The following is a 16,370-nucleotide window of genomic DNA, read 5'->3' as shown; positions in this document are numbered from 1 at the left end:
GAGTCACAGGCTCGCGCCAACGTACGCCACCAGGTCGCCGAGCCGGTTGGAGTAGCCCCACTCGTTGTCGTACCACGCCGCGACCTTGACCTGGTTGCCGATCACCTTGGTCAGCGGAGCGTCGAAGATCGAGGACGCCGGGTTGGTCACGATGTCGGACGAGACGATCGGGTCGGTCGAATAGACGAGGTACTTCCCGTCGGCGGCCTTCTCCATGATCGAGTTGATCTCCTCGACCGAGGTCTCGCGCGAGGCCTCGAAGGAGAGGTCGACGATCGAGCCGGTCGGCACCGGGACACGCAGCGCGTAGCCGTCGAGCTTGCCCTTCAGCTCCGGGAGCACCAGGCCGATCGCCTTGGCGGCGCCGGTCGAGGTCGGCACCACGTTGAGCGCGGCCGCGCGCGCACGGCGCAGATCCTTGTGGATGTTGTCCTGCAGGTTCTGGTCGGCGGTGTAGGCGTGCACCGTGGTCATCAGGCCCTGGTTGATGCCGATGCCCTCGTGCAGCGCCTTCGCCAGCGGCGCCAGGCAGTTGGTGGTGCAGGAGGCGTTGGAGATGACCGCGTGGGCCTCGGGGTCGTAGATGTCCTCGTTGACGCCGAGCACGATGGTGGCGTCCTCGTTCTTCGCCGGGGCGGAGATGATGACCTTCTTCGCGCCACCGTTGTCGACGTGGGCGCGGGCCTTGGTCGCGTCGGTGAAGAAGCCGGTGGACTCGATCACGACGTCGACGCCGAGGTCGGCCCACTTGAGGTTGGCCGGGTCACGCTCTGCGTACGCCTTGATCTCCTTGCCGTCGACGACGATCGCGTCCTCGGTGGCGGACACGTCGGCGCCGAGCGGGCCGAGGATCGAGTCGAACTTCAGCAGCGTCGCGAGGGTTGCGTTGTCGCTGAGGTCGTTGACCCCGACGATCTCGATGTCGAGGTCGGAGGCGCGCACCGCGCGGAAGAAGTTGCGGCCGATCCGGCCGAACCCGTTGATGCCTACTCGAACTGTCACGTGGACTCCTGGTTCGCGTCGAAAAGATTGTGCGCGGGATCACCCGCTGACGCCGACACTACCCAGCGCCTCTGAACAGCGGGAGACTGGGTTGGATCGTTCCAAAAGACGGACGAGTAGCAATGGCCCGTCGGAGACAGCCCAAACGGCCCGAGCCCCTCGGATACACGAGGGACTCGGGCCGATTTTCCGGATGTGAAGGTGTTCCTAGGCGTCCTCGGCGAGCATCTCCGCGGTCAGCGACGCCTCGGTGTCGGGCACGCCGAGCTCCTCGGCGCGCTTGTCGGCCATCGCCAGCAGCCGGCGGATCCGGCCCGCGATGGCGTCCTTGGTCAGCACCGGGTCGTGCAGCTGGCCGAGCTCCTCGAGCGAGGCCTGCTTGTGCTCCAGACGGAGCTTGCCGGCCTGGCGCAGGTGGTCGGGGATGTCGTCGCCGAGGATCTCCAGGGCGCGCTCGACGCGAGCCCCGGCGGCGACCGCGGCACGCGCCGAACGGCGCAGGTTGGCGTCGTCGAAGTTGGCCAGCCGGTTGGCGGTGGCGCGCACCTCGCGGCGCATCCGGCGCTCCTCCCAGGCCATCAGCGACTCGTGGGCACCGAGCCGGGTCAGCAGCTGGCCGATCGCATCGCCGTCGCGGATCACGACGCGGTCCACGCCGCGCACCTCGCGGGGCTTGGCGGAGATGCCGATCCGACGGGCGACACCGACCAGGGCCAGGGCCGACTCCGAACCCGGGCAGGTCACCTCCATCGAGGAGGAGCGGCCCGGCTCGGTCAGCGAGCCGTGGGCCAGGAACGCCCCGCGCCAGGCGGCGACCGCGTCGCAGGCCCCGCCCGAGACGACGGCAGGCGGAAGACCCCGCACCGGCCGGCCGCGCTGGTCGAGGAGTCCGGTCTGGCGCGCCAGCGCCTCACCGTCCTTGACCACGCGCACGATGTAGCGGCTGCCCTTACGAAGACCGCTCGCCTGGATGAGAGCCACCTCTGCCTCGTGACCGAAGACGTCGGCGATGTCTCGCTTCAGCCTCCGTGCCGCCAGACCGGTGTCGAGCTCAGCCTCGACCACGATCCTGCCGGCCACGATGTGGATCCCCCCAGCGAACCTCAACGTCGAGGCAACCTCTGCCTTGCGGCAGCATGTCTTGGTGATCTGAGTGGAGGCCAGCTCGGCCTTCACCTGTCCCGTCATCGCCATGCCGGAGAGTCTTTCATTGTTGTCAACGACCCTCGAATCGGTTCCACGTCGGAGGCCGCGCTAGCCCGCCCCGATCACCCTCGCGTACGCAGCGGCCAGCCGCTCCGGGTCGTGGCGAGGAGTCCCGTCGCCGACGGCGACGTCGGCGACCTCGACCTGCGCACCGCACTTCTCGGCCACCCGCGACAGCTCGTCGAGACCGTCCAGGGAAGAGTCGACGAGGACGGTGTGGATGCGGAGGTCGGGGGCGTGCTCGAGGAGGACCGAGAGGTGCTCGGCGGGGCCGAACCCGGTCGTCTCCCCCGGCTGCTCGCCGAGGTTGAGCACGACGACGATCTTGGCGGAGGTCGCGACCAGCGCCTCGCGCAGCGCACGGACCATCAGGTGCGGCAGGACCGAGGTGAACCAGGAGCCGGGGCCCAGGAACACCCACTCCGCCTCACGGATGGCCGCAACCGCGTCGGGGGCGGCCGGCGGGTTGTCGGGGATGAGCCGGATCGACTCGATCATCCCGTCGGTGCTGGCGACCTCGACCTGGCCCTGCACCGAGGTGAGGGCTTCAGGAGAGCCGGGCACCAGGCCGCGTACGTCGGCGACGATGTCCATCGGCACCAGCGCCATCGGCAGGACGCGGCCCTTGGCGCCCAGCAGGCGGCCCACCCAGTCGAGGGCTTCGACGTGATCGCCGAGCTGCTCCCACAGGCCCACGATCAGCAGGTTGCCGAGGTTGTGGCCGCGCATCTCGCCCTCGCCGGCGAAGCGGTGCTGCAACACCTGCGCCCAGGTGTCGTCCCAACGGTCGGCGCCGCACAGGGCGGCCAGCGCCATCCGCAGGTCGCCGGGAGGCAGCACACCGAACTCGCGGCGAAGCCGGCCGCTCGAGCCGCCGTTGTCGGCGACCGTCACGATCGCGGTGAGGTCATCGACGGTCAGGTCGTCGACCAGAAGCCGCAACGCGCTCAGCGACGCGTGGAGTCCGTGCCCTCCCCCCAGGGCGACGACAGCCTGGGCATCTGCCCCGGGTCGGTCGGCCCCGGCCACGCTCACTCCCGCCCGAGGTCTCGGTGGATCGCCTTCGCATCCAGGCCGGCATCTCGCAGCCGCCTGGAGATCTCCTCCGCCATCGCCACGCTGCGGTGCTTGCCACCCGTGCACCCGATCGCCACGCGCATGAACCTCTTTCCTTCGTGGAGATAGCCCTTGGTCACTCCGATGAGCACCGGAACATACCCGCTCAGGAACTCCTCCGCACCAGGACGTGAGTAGACATAGGCGGCGACGTCGGGATTGTCGCGTCCGTTGCCGTCCTTCAGTTCGGGAACCCAGTGAGGATTCGGCAGGAACCGCATGTCGGCCATGAAGTCGGCGTCGACCGGGATCCCGTACTTGAACCCGAAGCTCACCACCGACACCTTCAGGGTCGTCCGCTCCGGGGTGCCGAACGCCTCCGCGATCCGGGCGGTGAGCTGGTGCACGTTGAGCTGGGTCGTGTCGATGACCAGGTCGGCGGCGCCGCGCAGGCTGGCCAGCACCACCCGCTCGCGCTCGAGCGCGTCCAGCAGCCGCTCGTTGCCCCGCTGCATCGGGTGGGGCCGCCGGGCCGCCTCCTGACGGCGCACGAGCGTGTCGTCGGCAGCGTCGAGGAACACCAGCGTCGTACGCCGCCCGGTGGCCTTCTTGGCCACGATCTCCTCGAGCTCGGCGAAGAACGAGCCGGAACGTACGTCGGTCACGACCGCCACCGGCTGCTCCGGGCCCCGGGCCGCGTCGACCCGCTCGACGACCTGCGGCAGCAGGCTCGGCGGCAGGTTGTCGACGACGTAGTAGCCGAGATCCTCCAGCTCCTTGGCGGCGGTGCTCCGCCCGGCACCGGTCATGCCGGTGATGACGACGACCTCCCCCTTGTGCATGACCTACTCCTCGATGATCTCGCCGGTGGTGACGTTGATGCCGCTAACCTTGCCATTCCTGGCCGTCTGCTCCACAGCGGTCTTGATCGCTGTCGCGGTGGCAGGGCCGATGCCCGGCACCAGGGCGATCTCCTCGGCGGTCGCGGCGCGGAGCTTCTTCAGCGAGCCGAAGTGCTTCATCAGAGTCTTGCGGCGCACCTCGCCGAGCCCGGGTACGTCGTCGAGCAGGCTCTCCACCATCGACTTGCTGCGCCGGCCGCGGTGATGGGTGATCGCGAACCGGTGCGCCTCGTCACGGACCCGCTGCAGCAGGTAGAGCCCTTCCGAGGACCGCGGCAGGATGACCGGGTCCTCCTCGTCCGGCACCCAGACCTCCTCCAGGCGCTTGGCCAGACCCACGACCGGGATGTCGTCGATGCCGAGCTCGGCCAGGGCCCGCTGGGCGGCGGCGACCTGAGGCGCGCCGCCGTCGACGACGACCAGGCCCGGGGCGTAGGCGAACTTGCGGGGCCGGCCGGTCTCCGGATCGACCAGCATCGGCCCGTTGGCGCCTTCGACCTCGGTGGACACGATCGACGTCGACTGCTCGTCGAGGAGCCGCTTGAACCGCCGGGTGATCACCTCGTGCATCGCCCGGACGTCGTCGGAGCCGTCCTGGCCCTTGATGATGAACCGCCGATACTCCGACTTGCGGGCCAGGCCGTCCTCGAAGACGACCATGCTGGCCACGATCTCGGTGCCCTGCAGGTGGGAGATGTCGTAGCACTCGATCCGCAGCGGCACCTCGTCGAGCTCCAGCGCCTCCTGGATCTCCTCCAGCGCCCGGTTGCGGGTGGTCAGATCGCTGGCCCGCTTGGTCTTGTGGAGCGCGAGGGCCTGCTCGGCGTTCTTCGCCACCGTCTCCTGCAGGGTCTTCTTGTCGCCGCGCTGCGGGACCCGGATCCGGACCTTCGCCTTGCGGACGTCGGAGAGGAGCTCCTCGAGGGTCTCGTGGTCGGGCGGCAGCGCCGGAACCAGGATCTCGCGCGGGATCGCCTCAGCGTCCTCGCCGGCGTAGAGCTGGAGCAGGAAGTGCTCGACGAGGCCGGCGGTGTCGGCATCGTCCATCCGGTCGGCGACCCAGCCGCGCTGACCCTTGATCCGGCCGCCGCGTACGTAGAAGATCTGCACGCCGACCTCGAGCGGGTCCTCGGCCAGGGCGATCACGTCGGCGTCGGCGCCGTCGCCGAGCACCACGGCCTGCTTCTCCAGGGCGCGCTGCATCGCGGCCAGGTCGTCCCGCAGCCGCGCGGCCTTCTCGAAGTCGAGAGCCTCGGAGGCGGCGTACATCTCCTTCTCGATCCGCTTCGTGAAGGTCGTGGTGTGGCCGGCCATGAAGTCGCAGAAGTCGTCGACGATCTCGCGGTGCTCCTCGGGCGAGATGTTGCCGACGCAGGGCGCGGTGCACTTGTCGATGTAGCCGAGCAGGCAGGGCCGGCCGATCTGCTGGGAGCGCTTGAAGACGCCGTTGCTGCACGAGCGCATCGGGAAGACGCGCAGCAGGATGTCGACGGTCTCGCGGATCGCCCAGGCGTGGCCGTAGGGGCCGAAGTAGCGGGTGCCCTTGCGCTTCGCGCCGCGACCGACCATCACCCGCGGGAACTCCTCGCCGACGGTGACCGCGAGCCAGGGGTAGGACTTGTCGTCGCGGTACTTGACGTTGAACCGCGGGTCGAACTCCTTGATCCAGGTGTATTCGAGCTGGAGCGCCTCGATGTCGTTGTTGACCGTCGTCCACTCGACGCTGGCCGCGGTGGTGACCATGGTCGCCGTGCGGGGGTGCAGCGACGGGATCGGCTGGAAGTAGTTCGCGAGCCGCTGGCGCAGGTTGATCGCCTTGCCGACGTAGATCACCCGCCCCTTGGGGTCGCGGAACCGGTAGACCCCGGGCTGGGTGGGGATGTCTCCAGCTTTGGGGCGATAGCTCTGCGGATCGGGCACGTCCCAACCCTAGTAGCGGGCACCGACAGTCTCCTCGCAGGCAGCACGGGCGATGCCCGGCCGGCTTGATCCGACCGGGCATCGTCGTGCCGTCGAGCAGGCGTCAGCCCAGCAGCTCCACCTCCGCGAGCGTGATCGGCTCCGCGGCCGGCCCGGTGAACTCGATCCGGATCCGGTTGAACCTCGACTCCGACTCGAGCTTGAACGGACGGGTGGCCTGCTGCCAGTCGAACTTCTCGCCCGAGCGCCGGTCGAGGACCTTCCAGTCGGTGCCGTCGTTGGATCCCTTGACGACCCAGCCCCTCGGCGAGCGGCCGTCGGCGCCGTTGGTGAGGGTGTAGAACGACACCGGCACCTTGGTCCCGGAGAACCGGTACTCCACCCAGCCGTCGCCGGCCACGGTCGTCTGCGTCCCGGAGTCGTTGTCGACCAGCGTCTCGCCGTCGTTCCCGCTGGCGGTGACCGTGCCCCTGCCTGCACCCGACTTGTCGGCGATCGGCCTGGCCGGCTCCGAGCCGGTGGTCAGCGACGGCGGCACGGCGCTCGGCGAGGTGCCCCAGCGCGACGGCCTCGGGCCCATGTCGAACTCGATGGTGCCGCCGTCGGCGAGCTCCTTGTGGGAGACGTACGTCTTGTCCCAGGCCTTGCCGTCGATGGTGACGCCCTGCACGTAGATGTTCTCGGTGGAGTTGTCGGGCGCCTTGATCACCAGGTCCTTGCCGCCCTCGAGGTGGAGGGTTGCCTCGGTGAACAACGGCGAGCCGAGCACGAGGTTCTCGCTGCCCATCTGGAGCGGGTAGAGGCCGAGCGAGGCGAACAGGTGCCACGCCGAGGTCTCGCCGTTGTCCTCGTCACCGGCGTAGCCCTGCCCGATCTCGGAGCCGGTGTACATCCGACGCAGGGTCTCGCGGACGATCTCCTGCGTCTTCCAGGGCTGGCCGGTGTAGCTGTACATCCACGGGATGTGGTGGCTGACCTGGTTGGAGAAGCCCCACTGCCCCATACGTACGTCACGGGCCTCCCGGATCTCGTGGATGATGCCGCCGTAGGAGCCCGGGTACTCCCCCGTCTCCGGGGTCGCGAAGAAGGTGTCCAGCTTCTTCGCGAGCCCGCCACGACCGCCGTAGAGGTTGGCCAGGCCCTGGCCGTCCTGCGGGGTGTGGAAGGCGAAGTTCCAGCCGTTGGTCTCGGTGTAGTCGTGGTCGCTTCCCCACACCAGCGGGTTGTAGTCCGCCGGCGACTTCTTGAAGGTGCCGTCGGCGTTGCGGCCCTGGAAGAAGCCCACCTTGGTGTCGAAGGTGTTGACGTAGTTGCGGGCCCGGCCGAGGAAGTACTCCGACTCCTCCTTCAGCCGCTTCCTCTCGGCGCTGGAGATCCCGTCGCGTGCTGCGAGCTTCGCGGCCATGTTCCCGATGCCGTAGTCGTTGATGTAGCCCTCGAGCCCCCAGGAGACGCCCTCGCTCACAGCCGCGGGCGTGTAGCCGAGGAACACCGAGGTCTGCATGCCCTTGCGGCCGACGTTGGAGTTGGTCGCGGAGCCCGGCGGACGGACCGTGGCGTTCTTCACGGCGGCCGCGTAGGCAGCCTCCGCGTCGATGCCCTCGACACCCTTGACGTACGCGTCGGCGAAGGAGACGTCCGAGCTGGTCCCGGTCATCAGGTTGGCGTAGCCCGGCGAGGACCAGCGCGAGATCCAGCCGTTGTCCTTGTACTGCTGCACGAAGCCGTTGACCATCTCGGCCGCCTGGCTCGGCTCCAGGAGCGAGTAGGCCGCCCAGGTGGTGCGGTAGGTGTCCCAGAAGCCGTTGTTCACATAGACCTTGCCGTCCTTGATCTCGGCCCCGGTGTGGGTGGGCGTGGTGCCCGGCGGGTTGGTGTCACCGGAGGTGGACTGCACGGCGTGCTTCCACACCGGCTCCTCCTCGGTGCCGGTGTTCTCGTGGCCCGAGTTGGGGTAGAGGAACAGGCGGGCGAGGTTGGAGTAGACGGTCGTTCTCTGGTCCTTGGTCGCGCCCTGGATGTCGAGGACGTCGAGCTTGTCCTGCCACAGCGCCTTCGCCTTCTCCTTCACGGTCTCGAAGTCGTCGTCGGCGATCTCGAGCTCGAGGTTCCTCTTCGCCTGGTCGATGCCGATCAGGCTGGTGGCGATGCGCATCGTCACCGTCCGGTCCGCGCCGGCGTCGAACGCGAGATGGCCCTGTACGTCGGGGCGCTCGCCGGTGGCGTACTTGCCCCCGCCGATGACGGGCTGGTCGAAGGTCGCGTAGACGTACATCCTCGTGGCGCCGTTGGACAGGCCGCTGCGGGTGTCGGTGAAGCCGGACAGCGTCCCGTTGGCCTGGTCGAGGGTGAGCCCGCCGTTGTTGTTGACGTTGTCGAACACCAGCCGCGCGGAGTCACCGGGGTAGGTGAACCGGAACACGGCGGCGTGGTCGGTCGGGGCGATCTCGGCGCTCTGACCGTTGTCGAAACCGACCTTGTAGTAGTAGGGCCGGGCGGTCTCGTTGTCGTGCTCGAAGGTGAGCGCGCGTGCCTTGCGGCCCGGGTCGGGAACGCCCTCGGCGGAGGACGGCATCACCTGGAAGGTCTGCCGGTCACCCATCCACGGGCTGGTCTCGTGGCTCAGCGTCAGCGCCTGCAGGCTGGTCCGGTTCTGGGCGTCGTTGTCCTGGTGGTAGCGATAGAACCAGGACAGCGAGCCGGCGTTGGTCATCGGCGCCCAGAAGTTGAAGCCGTGCGGGACCGCGGTGGCCGGGATGTTGTTGCCCCGCGAGAAGCTGCCGCTGGACTGGGTGCCACGGGTCGTGACGGCGTAGTCGACGCTGCTGGTGACCTGCGGATCCTCCGGGGAGGCCGTGATCGCGATGTCGTCGTACCAGCCGCGGAACTTGGTCGGGCCACTCGGCGCGTCGACGGCGACCAGGATGCGGTCGATCGTCCTGCCCGCCGCGACCTCGCCGATGACGGAGGTCTTCTTGTTCCACTGGTTGGTGTAGAGCGACTTCGACTCGCCCTGACCCTTCGGGGACAGTACGTAGCCCTGCGCATCGAGCGCGCCCAGCTCGGAGAGCAGGGTGCCGTCGGTGAAGGCCAGGTCGACCGCCGTATAGGTGCTCGGGTAGCTCAGGTCGCCGTCGATGAACTCCGGGAAGACCAGGTAGGACAGCTCGGTCTCCTTGCCGACCGGGATGTCGACGTCGAAGACGCGGTTGTAGGAGTGGCCCTTGTCGGCCGTGATCTTGCCGGCGTACTCGAAGGCGTGCACCCCGGTGAAGCCGACCTTCGACTTCGCGGCGTACGCCGAGGCGGGGCCGTCGTCGGGGTGACTGGTCATGTTCTTCAGCGGCGGTGGGGGCTCGGAGCCGTCGGAGAGCTGCCACTCGGCGAGCTGGATGATCCCGCCGCTCTGGTTGGCGGAGATGTCGATGCGGTAGTGGGAGTAGGCCTGCGGGGAGGCGATCTCGAACTCACGCGTCTGGAAACGCTCGTCCCAGGACTGGCCGGTGCGGGTGTCGACGGTCGTCCAGGTCTGGCCGTCGGTGGATCCCTGGATCACCCAGTCCTTCGGGTCACGCTCGGCCGCGTCGTTGGCGGAGGTGAGGGCGTACCTGACGACCTTGACGGGCTGGTCGAGCCGGATCTGCACCCAGCCGGTGGTCGCGAAGGTGAGCCACTTGGTGTTGATGTCACCGTCGACGAGCTCGGCCGCGCCCTCGCCGGAGCCGGTGTTCTCCCCGCTGGCGGTCACGCCGGTGACGTGCTCGGAGATGCCGCCGGGGATGCCGAAGGCGTCGGGTCCGGCGACCCCTTCGGTGCGGGCGTTGCCGTCCTCGTCGGTGTCGACGAGATCGGCCCAGGTGGGCTGAGGGTCGTCCTCCTCGAAGGAGGTCTCCCAATCACCGCCCTCCGCGGCTCGCTGGGGGTCGGCGGTGTCGCTCTTCGGAGCGGACGGCTCGGGTGCCTCAGGGGTCGCGAACGCGGGTACGGTGCCGCTCGTCCCGACCATCAGTGCCGCCGAGGCGGCGATCATCGCGGCCAGGCGGGCAGCCCGGCCTCGGGTTCTGGGTGGTGCGTCCCAACGGTGCATCGGTGTGATCTCCTTCACATGGGGGCCACCCCAGATGGAACCGTGGGATGACAACGTTGTCAACGCGTTTGCGAAGGATTTGTGCGGCGGGTTTTCGATCAACGCAGCGATCTGGACCGATATGTGAGATCTCTCGGGACATCGTTGTCACGCTGAGATCTGCGTCTACGCTGAGCACGTGGCATCACCCCCGTCCGACCAGACCCGTCAGCAGCGCCGCCCGACCATGAAGGATGTCGCGGCGGCTGCCGGGGTGAGCCTGAAGACGGTGTCGCGCGTGGTCAACGGCGAGTCCAACGTCAACGACGACCTCCGGGCCTCGGTGCTCGAGTCGATCGCTCAGCTCGGCTTCCGGCGCAACGCCAGCGCCCGCGACCTCCGGCAGGGGCGGTCGGGCACCGTCGGGCTGCTGCTCGAGGACGTCGCCGACCCGTTCTACTCGATCCTGTCCCGCGCCGTCGAGGACGTCGCCCGTGAGCACGGGACGATGGTCTTCGCCGGGTCATCGGCGGAGGACGCCGACCGGGAGCGCGAGCTCGCGCTCGCGTTCTGCGAACGACGCGTCGACGGTCTGATCATCGTGCCGGCGGGCACGAGCCACTCCTATCTCCTTCCCGAGATGCGGGCCGGCATCCCGGTCGTGTTCGTCGACCGCCCGCCCGGCGACATCGAGGCCGACGTGATCCTCACCGACAATCTCGGTGGCAGCCGGCGCGGAGTGGAGCACCTGCTCTCCCACGGGCACCGCCGCATCGGCTTCATCGGCGACGCGCCGGAGATCTACACTGCCGGCGAGCGGCTGCGCGGCTACCGCGAGGCGCTGGAGTCCGCCGGGATCGCCTTCGCCGAGGAGCTCGTCACCCAGGCACCACCGTCGCCCGCCTCGACCGCCGCCGCTCTGGACCAGCTGCTCTCCGGGCCGTCGCCGGCGACCGCCCTGCTCTGCGGCAACAGCCGCACCACCGTCAGCGTGCTGCGCGAGCTCGCCCGGCGCTCGACACGGTTGGCCCTCGTCGGGTTCGACGACGTCGAGCTCGGCGACCTCCTCCAGCCCGGGCTCACCGTCGTGGCCCAGGATCCCGGCGCCATGGGCGCTGCCGCCGCGCAACTGCTCTTCCAGCGCATCGCGGGCGACACCGCGGGACCGCCCCAGACGGTCACCGTCGGCACCCGGCTCATCCCTCGCGGCTCCGGAGAGCTCTCTGCTCCCTGAGTCTGGGGAAATCAGGCCGCGTCACTCTCGGTTTTAAAGTCTAGTGGTCTAGTATGGTTATGTGCCTTGTCGTGACCGCTATGGATACGCACTGACCACCAGCAACGAAGCCGCCTTGGCCTACTCCCAGGGGCTGCTCGACGTGCTTCGCCTGCGTGACGGCGCGCTGTCCTCGTTCGCGGCCGCGATCGTCCTGGACCCGACCTTCGCGCTCGGCCACGCCGCGCTCGCGCTGCTCGGACACGAGATGTGCGCTCCGGTCGATGTCGACGCGCGCCTGCGGCAGGCCCGGCTCCACGCCCAGCGGGCGACCGAGCGGGAGCGCAGCCACGTCCACGCGATCGAGGCCCACATCGGGGGCAACCCACGGCCGCTGATCGACCACCTGGCGGCGTTCCCACGAGACGCGCTGCTCCTGTCGACCGCGGTCCCGACCATCGCCTTCGCCGGGGCCACGGAGGTGCCCGAGGAGGCGTGGGCGATCGTGGAGCGCGCGGCACCCGCCTACGGCGACGACTGGTGGTTCGCCGGCCTGCTCGCTTTCGTACGTCAGGAGCAACGCCGCTTCGACGACGCGATGTCGCTCTCCTGCGCCTCGCTGGCGGTGGAGCCGGGCGCCGGCCACTCCGCTCACGCCCGTGCGCATGCTCACTACGAGACCGGCGACCACGAGGCCGGCCTCTCCTGGATGTCGTCGTGGGTGCTCGGCGACGGCGCCGAGATCGACTCCCTCTCCCACTTCTCCTGGCACGCCGCGCTCCATGAGCTCTCGCTCGGCGACCTGGATGCCGTACGCCGCCGCTACGAGACCCAGCTCCAGCCCGGCCACGCGCTGGGCTGCCGGGCCCTGGTCGACTCCGGCTCGCTGCTGTTCCGTTGGGCCCTCACTCCAGGCGCGCACGACGTCCCCGACATCGCCGAGGTCGTTCGTGTCACCGGCCGCGAGACGATGATCCGGCCCGCAACGCCGTTCCTGGCCATGCACACCGCGGTCACCCACCTCGCCACCGGCGATGTGGGCGCGCTCGACGAGCTGAGGTCGTGGGCAGCTGGGCACGCACACCCGACGATGGCCACCGTCGTCGCCCCGCTCGCCGAGGCCCTGGGACTGATGGCGCGCGACGAGAACTCGGCCGCCGCCGACCGGCTCGCCGTGCTCGCGCCCTCGATCCGCCGGCTCGGCGGCTCCGACGCGCAGCGGGAGATCATCGAGGAGGCTCGCATAGCCGCGCTGCTCCGTGCCGACCGCTGGGACGAGGCCCGGGTGCTGCTCGATGCGCGCCTGGACCGGCGGCGCTCCCCGCGCGACGAGCTGTGGCGCGCACAGGCGCTCGCGCGGGCCTGAGCCCCTGCCGAGACGTCACTCCGGCAGGCCGAAGCGTCACTTCTGCAGGTCGAGTGTGCGGCAGCGTGACGTGTCGGCCTGCGCGGCTGACGCCTCGGCCTGTGCGCCTGACGCCTCGGCCTGCGGGGCCGACGCCTCGATGGCGACCGCTCAGCTGGGGACGATCTCGCCGTCGGTGACCTCGAAGGCGACCTCTTCCAGTCCGCTCGTCGCCGGGCCCTGCGTCACCGAGCCGTCTTCGATCGAGAACCTGCTGCCGTGGCACGGGCAGTCGATGGTGCCGCCTGCGACCTTCGTGACCGGGCAACTGCTGTGGGTGCAGATCGCGGAGAAGACCTTGAAGGTGCCCTCGGTCGGCTGGGTGGCCACCAGGTTGCGGTCGGCGACGATCACTCCCCCGCCGACCGGGACCTCGCTGGTCGCGACCAGCGGGCCACCGCCACCTGAACCGGTGTCACCCGAGGAACCGGTGCCCGTGTCGCCGTCACCGCTGCCGCATGCCGCCAGGAGCGGCGCGCCGACCGCGGTCACCGCGGCGCCGGTGACGACCTTCCGCCGGGTGATTCGAGATTCACTCATGCCGCCCAGAATAGGCACCCCGCAGAGCGACGTCGCTCGCCGAGCGCAAACCTTCAGGCAAATCTCGGACTCGGGGTCAGGACGCGCTGACCTTCTTCCGCGCCGCCGGCTTCTTCTTCGCGGCCGTTTTCTTGGCCGGAGCAGCCTTTGCCTTCACCGGCTTGGCCGGTGGCTGCTCGGCGGCCTTGCCGTCCAGCAGCGGCGCGAGGAAGCTGCCGGTGTGGCTGCCGGGGGTCGCCGCGACCGTCTCGGGGGTGCCCTCGGCGATCACGGTGCCGCCTCGGTTGCCGCCCTCGGGGCCCATGTCGATGATCCAGTCGGCGGTCTTGATGACGTCGAGGTTGTGCTCGATCACCAGCACCGTGTTGCCCTTGTCGACCAGCGAGGAGAGCACCCCGATCAGCTTGCGGATGTCCTCGAAGTGGAGACCGGTGGTCGGCTCGTCGAGCACGTAGAGCGTCTTGCCGGTCGAGCGCTTCTGCAGCTCGGCGGAGAGCTTGACCCGCTGCGCCTCGCCACCGGACAGGGTGGTCGCGGGCTGGCCGAGGCGTACATAACCCAGGCCGACCTCGACCAGGGTCTTCATGTGACGCGCGATCGCGGGCACGGCGGCGAAGAACTCGACCGCCTCCTCGATCGGCATGTCGAGCACCTCGGCGATCGACTTGCCCTTGTAGTGCACCTCGAGCGTCTCGCGGTTGTAGCGAGCCCCGTGGCAGACCTCGCACGGCACGTAGACGTCGGGCAGGAAGTTCATCTCGATCTTGATCGTGCCGTCACCCGAGCAGGCCTCGCAGCGGCCGCCCTTGACGTTGAACGAGAACCGGCCCTGCAGATAGCCCCGCATCTTGGCCTCCGGGGTGGAGGCGAAGAGCTTGCGGATGTGGTCGAAGACGCCGGTGTAGGTGGCCGGGTTGGACCGCGGCGTACGCCCGATCGGGGACTGGTCGACGTGGATCACCTTGTCGACGTTGTCCAGGCCGGAGATCTTGGTGTGCCGGCCCGGGACGGTGCGGGCGCGGTAGAACTCCTTGGCCAGAGCGGTGTAGAGGATGTCGTTGACGAGGGTCGACTTGCCCGAGCCGGAGACGCCGGTGACCGCGAGGAAGAGCCCCAGCGGGAAGGTGACGTCGATGTCCTTGAGGTTGTTCTCCTTGGCACCGTGGACGGTCAGCTCGCGCCCGGCGGTGCGGGGGCGGCGTACGGCCGGGACGGCGATCTCGCGGCGACCCGCCAGATACTGACCGGTCACCGACTGCTCGTTGGCGAGCAGCTCCTTGACCGTGCCGGAGTGGATCACCTGGCCGCCGTGCTCACCGGCGCCGGGGCCGATGTCGACGACCCAGTCGGCGACCTTGATGGTGTCCTCGTCGTGCTCGACGACGATCAGGGTGTTGCCGAGCCGCTTGAGCCGCTCGAGGGTCTCGATCAGCCGGTGGTTGTCGCGCTGGTGGAGGCCGATGGAGGGCTCGTCGAGCACGTAGAGGACGCCGACCAGGCCGGACCCGATCTGGGTCGCCAGCCGGATCCGCTGGGCCTCACCGCCGGAGAGCGATCCCGAGGGCCGCTCCAGGGAGAGATAGTCGAGGCCGACGTCGAGCAGGAAGCGCAGCCGGGCCTGGATCTCCTTGAGGACCTGCTCGGCGATCTGCCGCTCCCGGCCGCTGAGCTCGACCTGGTCGAGCCACTCCGCGGCCTCGTTGATCGGCAGCGCGCACAGCTCGGCGATGTTGAGACCGCCCTCGCTCCGCTCCCCCAGCGTCACCGAGGTGGAGACGGGCTTCAGCCGGGTGCCCTTGCAGGTCGGGCACGGCACCTGGCGCATGTAGCCCTCGAAGCGCTCTCGGGTGGTGTCGGACTCGGCCTCCTTGTGGCGGCGCTCGACCCAGCGACGCACGCCCTCGAACTCCGCGTCGTAGGACCGGCGGCGGCCGTAGCGGTTGACCGAGACCACGTGCACCTTGCGTCCGTGACCGTCGAGGATCGCCTTCTGGCCGGCGGCCGGGATGTCGTCCCAGGGGGTGTCCAGGTCGAAGCCGAGCTCACCGCCGAGCGCCTCCAGGAGGCGCAGGAAGTATTCGGCGACGTGGGCCTGGGACCAGGGCTGCAGCGCGCCTTCGGCGAGGGTGGCCGCCGGGTTGGGGACGACCAGCTCTGGGTCGACCTCCATCCGCGTGCCGAGGCCGGTGCAGGCCGGGCAGGCACCGAACGGCGAGTTGAACGAGAACGACCGCGGCTCGAGCTCGTCGGTGTCGAGCAGGTGGTCGTTGGGGCACGACATGCGCTCGGAGAACTTCATCTGCTCGCCGGTGTCGACGAAGTCGAAGACGACCAGACCGCCGGCCAGCTCCAGCGCGGTCTCGACCGAGTCGGTCAGCCGCCGCTTGGCGGACTCCTTGACCGCGAGCCGGTCGATGACCACCTCGATGGTGTGCTTCTTCTGCTTCTCCAGCTTGGGCGGCGCGTCGAGCTGATGGGTCTCGCCGTCGACCCGCACCCGGGAGTAGCCCTGCTGCTGCAGCTGGCTGAAGAGCTCGACGTATTCGCCCTTGCGCGCCCGGATCACCGGGCTGAGCACCTGGAAGCGGCGTCCCTCCTCGAGGGTGAGCACGTGGTCGACGATCTGCTGGGGCGTCTGCCGCTCGATCGGGGCTCCACAGGTCGGGCAGTGCGGACGTCCGGCCCGGGCGTAGAGCAGGCGCAGGTAGTCGTAGACCTCGGTGATGGTGCCGACGGTCGAGCGCGGGTTCTTCGAGGTCGACTTCTGGTCGATCGACACCGCCGGCGAGAGCCCCTCGATGAAGTCGACGTCGGGCTTGTCCATCTGACCGAGGAACTGGCGGGCGTACGCAGACAGGGACTCGACGTAGCGACGCTGGCCCTCGGCGAAGATGGTGTCGAACGCGAGGCTCGACTTCCCGCTCCCGGACAGGCCGGTGAACACGATCATCGAGTCCCGAGGCAGGTCGAGGGAGACGTCCTTCAGGTTGTGCTCCCGGGCTCCCCGGATGATCAGCTGCTGCTCCGCCACGTTCTTTCCTCGTCCAGTGCTATCGCATC

Annotated in this window: 10 protein-coding genes; 2 read left to right on the top strand and 8 right to left on the bottom strand. The window is 69.2% G+C overall.

Going from position 1 to position 16,370, the window contains the following annotated elements; genetic code table 11:
* Positions 1–3: 3 nt before the first annotated feature.
* From gap to OG984_RS02295, 6 genes are all read right to left on the bottom strand, one after another.
* The gene (gene gap / locus OG984_RS02320; RefSeq protein ID WP_328530062.1) at positions 4–1,002 is read right to left on the bottom strand and encodes a type I glyceraldehyde-3-phosphate dehydrogenase; all 999 of its coding nucleotides are present in this window, start codon (positions 1,000–1,002) and stop codon (positions 4–6) included.
* Between the two features lie 207 nt (positions 1,003–1,209).
* Entirely contained in the window at positions 1,210–2,196 is a 987-nt protein-coding gene (whiA, locus tag OG984_RS02315) for a DNA-binding protein WhiA (protein WP_165111064.1), read from the bottom strand.
* 60 nt (positions 2,197–2,256) lie between these two features.
* Complete coding sequence (locus tag OG984_RS02310; RefSeq protein WP_328530061.1) at positions 2,257–3,237, bottom strand: gluconeogenesis factor YvcK family protein; 981 nt, start codon at positions 3,235–3,237, stop codon at positions 2,257–2,259.
* Positions 3,238–3,239: 2 nt separating this feature from the next.
* On the bottom strand, positions 3,240–4,106 hold the full coding sequence (rapZ, locus tag OG984_RS02305) for an RNase adapter RapZ (protein WP_008357169.1): 867 nt from the start codon (positions 4,104–4,106) through the stop codon (positions 3,240–3,242).
* A gap of 3 nt (positions 4,107–4,109) precedes the next feature.
* Entirely contained in the window at positions 4,110–6,086 is a 1,977-nt protein-coding gene (gene uvrC / locus OG984_RS02300; protein ID WP_328530060.1) for an excinuclease ABC subunit UvrC, read from the bottom strand.
* Positions 6,087–6,189: 103 nt separating this feature from the next.
* The gene (locus OG984_RS02295; RefSeq protein WP_328530059.1) at positions 6,190–10,173 is read right to left on the bottom strand and encodes a GH92 family glycosyl hydrolase; all 3,984 of its coding nucleotides are present in this window, start codon (positions 10,171–10,173) and stop codon (positions 6,190–6,192) included.
* 178 nt (positions 10,174–10,351) lie between these two features.
* Between OG984_RS02295 and OG984_RS02290 the strand changes: the two genes are divergently transcribed.
* On the top strand, positions 10,352–11,386 hold the full coding sequence (locus tag OG984_RS02290; protein WP_328530058.1) for a LacI family DNA-binding transcriptional regulator: 1,035 nt from the start codon (positions 10,352–10,354) through the stop codon (positions 11,384–11,386).
* 61 nt (positions 11,387–11,447) lie between these two features.
* Entirely contained in the window at positions 11,448–12,731 is a 1,284-nt protein-coding gene (locus OG984_RS02285; protein WP_328530057.1) for a pyridine nucleotide-disulfide oxidoreductase, read from the top strand.
* 150 nt (positions 12,732–12,881) lie between these two features.
* On the opposite strand, the gene OG984_RS02280 is transcribed toward OG984_RS02285, so the two are convergent.
* Together OG984_RS02280 and uvrA are read right to left on the bottom strand one after the other, a co-directional pair.
* Positions 12,882–13,310 (bottom strand): Rieske (2Fe-2S) protein, encoded by a 429-nt coding sequence (locus OG984_RS02280; RefSeq protein ID WP_328530056.1) that lies wholly within the window; start codon positions 13,308–13,310, stop codon positions 12,882–12,884.
* Positions 13,311–13,386: 76 nt separating this feature from the next.
* Positions 13,387–16,341 (bottom strand): excinuclease ABC subunit UvrA, encoded by a 2,955-nt coding sequence (uvrA, locus tag OG984_RS02275; protein WP_328530055.1) that lies wholly within the window; start codon positions 16,339–16,341, stop codon positions 13,387–13,389.
* Positions 16,342–16,370 lie beyond the last annotated feature (29 nt).

It is taken from the genome of Nocardioides sp. NBC_00368, assembly GCF_036090055.1.
Lineage (GTDB): Bacteria > Actinomycetota > Actinomycetes > Propionibacteriales > Nocardioidaceae > Nocardioides.
This window is presented reverse-complemented; position numbering and strand designations above follow the sequence as displayed.

Excerpts from the sequence above, each read along its gene's own strand:
- rapZ (WP_008357169.1), bottom strand. The coding sequence starts at position 4,106 with ATGCACAAGGGGGAGGTCGTCGTCATCACCGGCATGACCGGTGCCGGG.
- OG984_RS02280 (WP_328530056.1), bottom strand. The coding sequence starts at position 13,310 with ATGAGTGAATCTCGAATCACCCGGCGGAAGGTCGTCACCGGCGCCGCG.
- whiA (WP_165111064.1), bottom strand. The coding sequence starts at position 2,196 with ATGGCGATGACGGGACAGGTGAAGGCCGAGCTGGCCTCCACTCAGATC.
- OG984_RS02295 (WP_328530059.1), bottom strand. The coding sequence starts at position 10,173 with ATGCACCGTTGGGACGCACCACCCAGAACCCGAGGCCGGGCTGCCCGC.